Source organism: Mycobacterium sp., assembly GCF_039583785.1.
Lineage (GTDB): Bacteria > Actinomycetota > Actinomycetes > Mycobacteriales > Mycobacteriaceae > Mycobacterium.
Window position 1 is genome coordinate 1 of the sequence record NZ_JAVKSG010000119.1, and the last position, 6,000, is coordinate 6,000.

A 6,000-nucleotide genomic window follows, 5' to 3' on the forward strand; every position below is an offset into this window, starting at 1 on the left:
GCGCAGGCGGCGCCGGCGGGGCACCCGGCGCGGGCGGTCAACCAGGCCTACCGGGTCAACCCGGCCAACCCGGCCAACCCGGCCGATAACACCGGCTGCACCGGCTAGATCCGCCGGGGTGCGAGTCGCGTGACCACTCAAGATCACTCACCCGTAACGGCATGCGAACGATGACTGGCCCGGTCGGCAGCGGAGCCGACGATGGGGCGGCCGGCGGAGCGGCCGGCGGGGCGGCCGGCGGAAAATTCGTTCCCGCGGCCCGCGGCGCGCTGCCGGTCAAAGACATCGGCCGGCTGTTGCTGCGCTGCGCCGACCGGCCCGGTCTGGTGGCGGCGGTCAGCACGTTTCTGGCCGAGGCGGGCGCTAACGTCATCTCGCTGGATCAGCACTCAACCGAGCAAACCGGTGGAATCTTCATCCAGCGCACGGTCTTTCATCTGTCGGGTTTGACGGCTGCGCGCGACGCGTTGGCCCGCGACTTCGCCGAGCAAGTGGCCGAAAAGTTCGGGATGGACTTCCGGCTCACCGAGGCGGCCAAACCCAAACGGGTTGCCATCATGGCGTCGAACGAAGACCACTGCCTGCTGGACCTGTTGTGGCGCAACCGCCGTGGCGACCTCGACATGTCGGTGGTGATGGTGATCGCCAACCATCCCGACCTGGTCGACCAGGTCCGGCCGTTCGGGGTGCCGTTCATTCACATCCCAGCCAATAAAGAGATTCGCGACGAGGCCGAACGACGCCAGCTCGACCTGTTGCGCGGCAATGTCGATCTGGTGGTGTTGGCCCGCTATATGCAGATCCTCACTCCGGGGTTCCTCGCCGAGGTCGGTTGCCCGATGATCAACATCCACCACTCCTTTCTGCCGGCGTTCATCGGCGCCGCCCCGTACCGGCGGGCCAAGGAGCGCGGCGTCAAACTCGTCGGCGCGACCGCGCACTACGTCACCGCAGAGCTGGACGACGGACCGATCATCGAGCAGGACGTCGTCCGGGTGGATCACCGTCACACCGTCGAAGACCTGGTGCGTCTGGGGGCCGACGTCGAACGCGCCACGTTGTCCCGTGCCGTGCTGTGGCACTGCGAGGACCGCGTCATCCGATATGGCAACCAGACCGTCGTCCTTTGACCGTTACGCCGGTGTTGGCCGACGCCGCCACCTCGATTCTCGTCCGCCGGGTCCCGTCCAGCTGGCTCAGCAGGCCATCGGCCGGCTGCCCGGGGTTGGGAATCCCGTTGTCCGAAACTAGGACTCGGCGGTTGCCGGTGTCGGCCACCTAAGGGGTGCCGGTCAGGATCGCGTCACCAGGTACAAACGAGCTACCAGGTGTACCGCGGTCAGCAACGGTTATGCCGTCCAGAGGATGTTGAAGATGACCAGGAGTTTCGCGTCGTCGTTGACGCGGAAAGACAGCAGTCCGTGCTCGCCGAACTGGGTTTCCCGGAAGTCCGGCTGGTTGTCGGGGTAGACCGGCCAGGCGTCCCATGGCGCGTCGACGAGCCTGATGATCCGTTCCATGAGCGCCTCGTAGGCGAGGCGGTTGTCGATGAGGTCGGCGAACTGGTTCTGTGCGCGTCCGATCAGCATCGGCCGGTAGCTCACTGCTTGTCATCCCACCCAGGCAGCGGGACGAGGTCGTGCGGGTCGGCTTGAGACGCGGCCTGTGCGGCGGCCTCGAATCCGGGGTCGGCGTAAGCGATGGCGCGCAGCCGCCATCGGTGCAGCAATGCACGTAGACGCGACCATTGGCCGACTTCGCGGGCGGCGTCAAGTCCGGATCGGTACTCGGCGAGAAATTGCTGCTGCCAGCGCTGCGGCAGCAGCGCCAGAATATGTGCGGGGTCGTCCGGATCCCGTTGTGAAGGTACTGATTCCGCGGTCACGGCACCATCTCCTTCGCGTTGTTGCGGTTGATGGTTCGGTAGACGGTCGGTCGGGAGACCTTGAAGACTTCGGCGAGATCGGTGACGGTGTAGTCACCGATGTTGTGCATTCGCCGTAATTCCTTCTGCTGCTTGATGGTTAGCTTTGGCCCTCGCCCTTTGAGACGACCCTTGGCGCGGGCGACGGCCATGCCTTCGCGAGTTCTCAACCGGAGCAGGTCGACTTCGAATTCGGCGAAGGTGGCCAGGATGTTGAAGAACATCTCGCCCATCGGGTCGGTGGGGTCATAGACCTGTCCACCGAGGGACAGCTTGACCCCGCGCGCGGCGAGGTCGTCGCCGATGGCGCGGGCGTCCGGAACTGAGCGGGCGAGCCGGTCGAGTTTGGGCACCACGAGGGTGTCGGCACCAGCCATCCCGGGAGTGTAACGGTTAGCACGGTTTCAGTGAGAATGCTTTCCTACCAGGCATCTGAGACGTAGCCGGATGCTGTTGCTCCATGTCGGGCGTCGCGTTCAATGGCTGTGGCGCCTGTCCGCTTGGGGTGTCGAGTTCGGTGTGCATCTGCTCACGCAGCTGGTCGATGAACTCACTCGGATCCAACGGTTTACACAGCGCCTGGTAGTGCTCGATACGGCGTTCCTCGAAGTCGACCGGCAGATCTTGGGCTGGGTTGCGCCACTTGTCGGCACCTGCCAGCCAGATTTCCTTCGACCGTTACGCCGTCAGGTTTAGCTATCCGGTTATCGGGTACAGCTGCTAACCATGGACGTTAAGAAGATAATCGCCGGTGCCATGCTCGCCGGCGCGCTGGGTTCCGCCGCGCTCGGGTTGGGCGCTGGCTTTGCTGCAGCTGACCCGGGTGGGCCCGGACCGGGTGGCCCCGGACCGGGGGGCCCCGGAATGGGTGGGCCCGGAATGGGTGGGCCCGGAGCCTGGGGACCGGGTGGGCCTGGGCCTGGACCTGGGTGGGGTCCTCCTCCGCCTGGACCGGGACAATGGGGGCCTGGACCCGGGGGCCCGGGGGGCCCCGGGGGTTGGTGACGGAAGGGTTGTAACGGCAACCACGTCGGTACCTGCACCACACCGTGTTCTTCGACGAGCTACCGGGGTCGGTCGGAGTCGCGGTGGTGGCTGCGGACGGACACCCGACGTCCCTCGGTGAGTGGACGTCGGGTGCCGCATGGTCGACCATCAAGGTGCCGCTGGCCGTCGCCGCCCTACGCGCCGGCGTTTGCGCACCGGTCGGGCCGGTGATCGTCCACTCCGACAACGACGCCGCGGAGACGCTGTGGTCTTGTCTGGGCGACGAGGCCGCACGGCAAGTGCAGTCCGTCATTCGCGAGGCGGGCGACCCGACCACCGTGGTCGAGTCACGCCGACTGCGAGCCCAATACACGCCGTTCGGCCAGACCCAATGGTCGCTGGTCGATCAGGCTCGGTTCGCTGCCGGGCTGCCACAAATCCCAGATGCCTCGCCGATAGTTGAGCTGATGGGCCAGCTGTGCACCGAGCATCGCTGGGGACTGGCCGCGAAAGGCTATGCCGCCAAAGGCGGTTGGGGGCCCGGACTGAACGGCGATTACCTGGTCCGCCAGTTCGGAATGGTGTCCGATGTGGGTGTCGCGCTTGCGGCGGAACTCCACCACGCCGGGTATGACGCCGGCGTCGAAATCGTCGACAAGCTGGCCGACTGGGTTGTCGACCGGTTAACCCAGCAGTGACGGAACGACGGCGTCGATCAGATGCGGCCCGGGCTCGGCGAACGCATTCCGCAGCGCCTCGACGAATTCCTCGGCGGTGCTCGCCCGTCGCGCCGGTACGCCCATACCCTCGGCAATCTTGACGAAATCTATTGTCGGCCGCGACAAGTCGAGGAGGTCGAGAGCCTTCGGACCCGGCACCGACCCCACACCCACCCGTTGCAGTTCGAGCCGCAGAATGTCGTAAGCGCCGTTGTTGTAGATGACGGTCGTGACGTTCAGGTTCTCCCGCGCCTGGGTCCACAAACCCGAAATCGTGTACATCGCCGAGCCATCGGATTCCAGCGACAGCACCGGCCGGTCCGGGGCGGCGACCGCGGCTCCGACCGCGGCGGGAATTCCGTAGCCGATGGCGCCGCCGGTCAGAGTGAGCCAATCATGCTGGGGTGCGCCGGCGGTCGCCGCTGTCAGCGGCACGCTGGACGTGTTGGACTCGTCGACCACTATCGCGTTCTCCGGCATCAACGCACCCACCGCCTCAGCCACCGACACGGCGGTCAGCGCACCGCTCGGCAGCTGTGGACGCGACAGCTCCGCGACTCTGGCTTCGGTTCCGGGCGCGATCTGGTCGGCCAGCGCCGCCAAAGCCGATGCGGCGCCGTGCGGTCCAGACAGCACGTGCACCTCGCAACCCTCCGGGACCAGGCTGCTCGGCTTGCCCGGGTAAGCGAAGAACGACACCGGCGACGCGGCCCCGGCCAGCACCAGATGCTTGACCCCGTCGAGTTGCGCGACCGCGGCCTCACCGAAATAGGCGAGCCGCTCGACGGCGGGCACGCCGGCGCCGCGCTCCAGTCGGGTCGGGAACGTCTCGCACAGCCAGCGCGCGCCGGTTGCCTCCGCGAGCCGTGCAGCGGCGGTCAGTCCGGGTCCTCGGGTGGCGTCGCCGCCCACCAAGAGCATGGTGGGCTCGCCGGATGTGAGCAGCTCGGCCACCTCGGGCGCCAGCATCGGATCGGCGCCCGTCGGCTGCGTCGGTAACGTGGCGGCGGGCTGGACACCGTCGGACCAGGACACGTCCGCGGGCAGGATCAGCGTCGCGATCTGTGCGCCGGCCCGGCTCACGGCGATGGCTTCGGCGGCATCGGATGCAACGTCGCCGTCGGATCGCCGCACCCAGCCCGAGACACTACCGGCGAGCGCGTCAATGTCGGATTCCAGTGGAGCGTCGTACTTCTTGTGATAAGTGGCATGGTCGCCGACCACCACCACCATCGGGACACCGGCCCGACGGGCGTTGTGCAGGTTGGCCAGGCCGTTGCCCAGGCCGGGGCCCAGGTGCAGCAGCACCGCGGCCGGCCGGTCGGCGATGCGCGCATAGCCGTCGGCGGCGCCGGTGGCGATGCCCTCGAAAAGGGCTAGTACGCCCCGCATCTGCGGCACGGAGTCGAGCGCGGCGACGAAATGCATCTCCGAGGTGCCGGGATTGGCGAAGCACACGTCGACACCGCCGTCGACCAGCGTTTTGATCAGAGCCTGCGCACCATTCACGCTTCGACTGTAGAGGTGCTCAGAGAGCCAGTGCGGCGCGGGCGCAGACACCGGTCCGCTGCGCATGTCCGCCGCCGAACAACGCCACGTGCGCGAGCAGCGCGAAAAGCTGGTGCAGTCCGATGCGCGTGCGCCAGCCGGGTTGTAGCGGATGTATCCGTTGATAGCCGTCGACAATCTCGTCGTAGTACGGGCAGCCGAAAAGGGCGAGCATGGCCAGGTCGTTCTCGCGGTGACCGCCGTGGGCGGCCGGGTCGATCAGCACCACACCGTCGGGTGTCCACATCACGTTGCCGGCCCACAAGTCTCCGTGCACCCTGGCCGGAGCATCGCCGTCGTCGAAATCACCCGCGCGGCAACGCTCAGCGACGGCGTCCACCGTCTCCCGCGTCGCGAACGACAGCCGCGGGGCAGCCAGCGCGGCCATCGGAATGAGCCGCTCGTCGGCGTAGAACCGGCCCCAAAGCGGCTGCGGCCATAGCGACATCGGCAGCGGCTGGGTCAGCGGCCCGAAGAAACCGGGCCCGTCCCAGCCGTCCGGTCCGGCGCCGAAACCCGCGGCGCCCGCGTCGTGTGTTGCGGCGAGGCGGGTGCCGAACTCCCGGGCGGCTTGCGGGCTGGGCGAGACCGACTCCAGCCGGCGCAAGGTCAGGCTGGTCGCGTCCACCGACACCACGGGCACACACGGCACACCACCGTCGGCCTCCGAAAGCCATTGCAGCCCAGCGGCTTCGCACTCGAAGAAGCCGGCCGGCGCGCCTGCGTGACGCTTGACGAAGTCGGTCAAGCGGTCGCGTGCGCGGCGTGCACGTCGTCGGCGGGCCGCGCCTCGGTCTGTTCCTTGGCCCACCGGTAGTCGGG

7 protein-coding genes are annotated in these 6,000 nt (G+C 67.6%); 2 read left to right on the forward strand and 5 right to left on the reverse strand.

The window, feature by feature from the left end; translation table 11 throughout:
- The first annotated feature begins 170 nt into the window (after positions 1–170).
- Positions 171–1,130, forward strand: coding sequence for a formyltetrahydrofolate deformylase (purU, locus tag ABDV69_RS19835; RefSeq protein WP_343577439.1), 960 nt, complete (start codon positions 171–173; stop codon positions 1,128–1,130).
- 219 nt (positions 1,131–1,349) lie between these two features.
- Here purU and ABDV69_RS19840 read toward each other — a convergent pair whose 3' ends face one another.
- From ABDV69_RS19840 to ABDV69_RS19850, 3 genes are read right to left on the reverse strand one after another with little or no spacing between them, the layout of a single operon-like run.
- Positions 1,350–1,604 carry a hypothetical protein gene (locus ABDV69_RS19840; protein WP_343577441.1) on the reverse strand — a complete coding sequence of 85 codons (255 nt, stop codon included), beginning with the start codon at positions 1,602–1,604 and terminating at the stop codon, positions 1,350–1,352.
- Entirely contained in the window at positions 1,601–1,885 is a 285-nt protein-coding gene (locus ABDV69_RS19845; RefSeq protein ID WP_343577443.1) for a DUF6247 family protein, read from the reverse strand. Before ABDV69_RS19845 ends, ABDV69_RS19840 begins: the two co-directional genes overlap by 4 nt.
- A complete protein-coding gene (locus tag ABDV69_RS19850; RefSeq protein WP_343577445.1) occupies positions 1,882–2,301 on the reverse strand; it encodes a recombinase family protein in 420 nt (139 codons plus the stop codon). The genes ABDV69_RS19845 and ABDV69_RS19850 overlap by 4 nt, the downstream gene beginning before the upstream one ends.
- A gap of 711 nt (positions 2,302–3,012) precedes the next feature.
- On the opposite strand from ABDV69_RS19850, the gene ABDV69_RS19855 reads away from it, so the two are divergent.
- A complete protein-coding gene (locus ABDV69_RS19855; RefSeq protein ID WP_343577446.1) occupies positions 3,013–3,609 on the forward strand; it encodes a hypothetical protein in 597 nt (198 codons plus the stop codon).
- Here ABDV69_RS19855 and ABDV69_RS19860 read toward each other — a convergent pair.
- Positions 3,595–5,139 carry an acetolactate synthase large subunit gene (locus ABDV69_RS19860; RefSeq protein ID WP_343577448.1) on the reverse strand — a complete coding sequence of 515 codons (1,545 nt, stop codon included), beginning with the start codon at positions 5,137–5,139 and terminating at the stop codon, positions 3,595–3,597. The two genes, ABDV69_RS19855 and ABDV69_RS19860, sit on opposite strands and share 15 nt — an antisense overlap.
- 19 nt (positions 5,140–5,158) lie before the next feature.
- A complete protein-coding gene (locus tag ABDV69_RS19865; RefSeq protein WP_343577450.1) occupies positions 5,159–5,926 on the reverse strand; it encodes a fructosamine kinase family protein in 768 nt (255 codons plus the stop codon).
- Positions 5,927–6,000 lie beyond the last annotated feature (74 nt).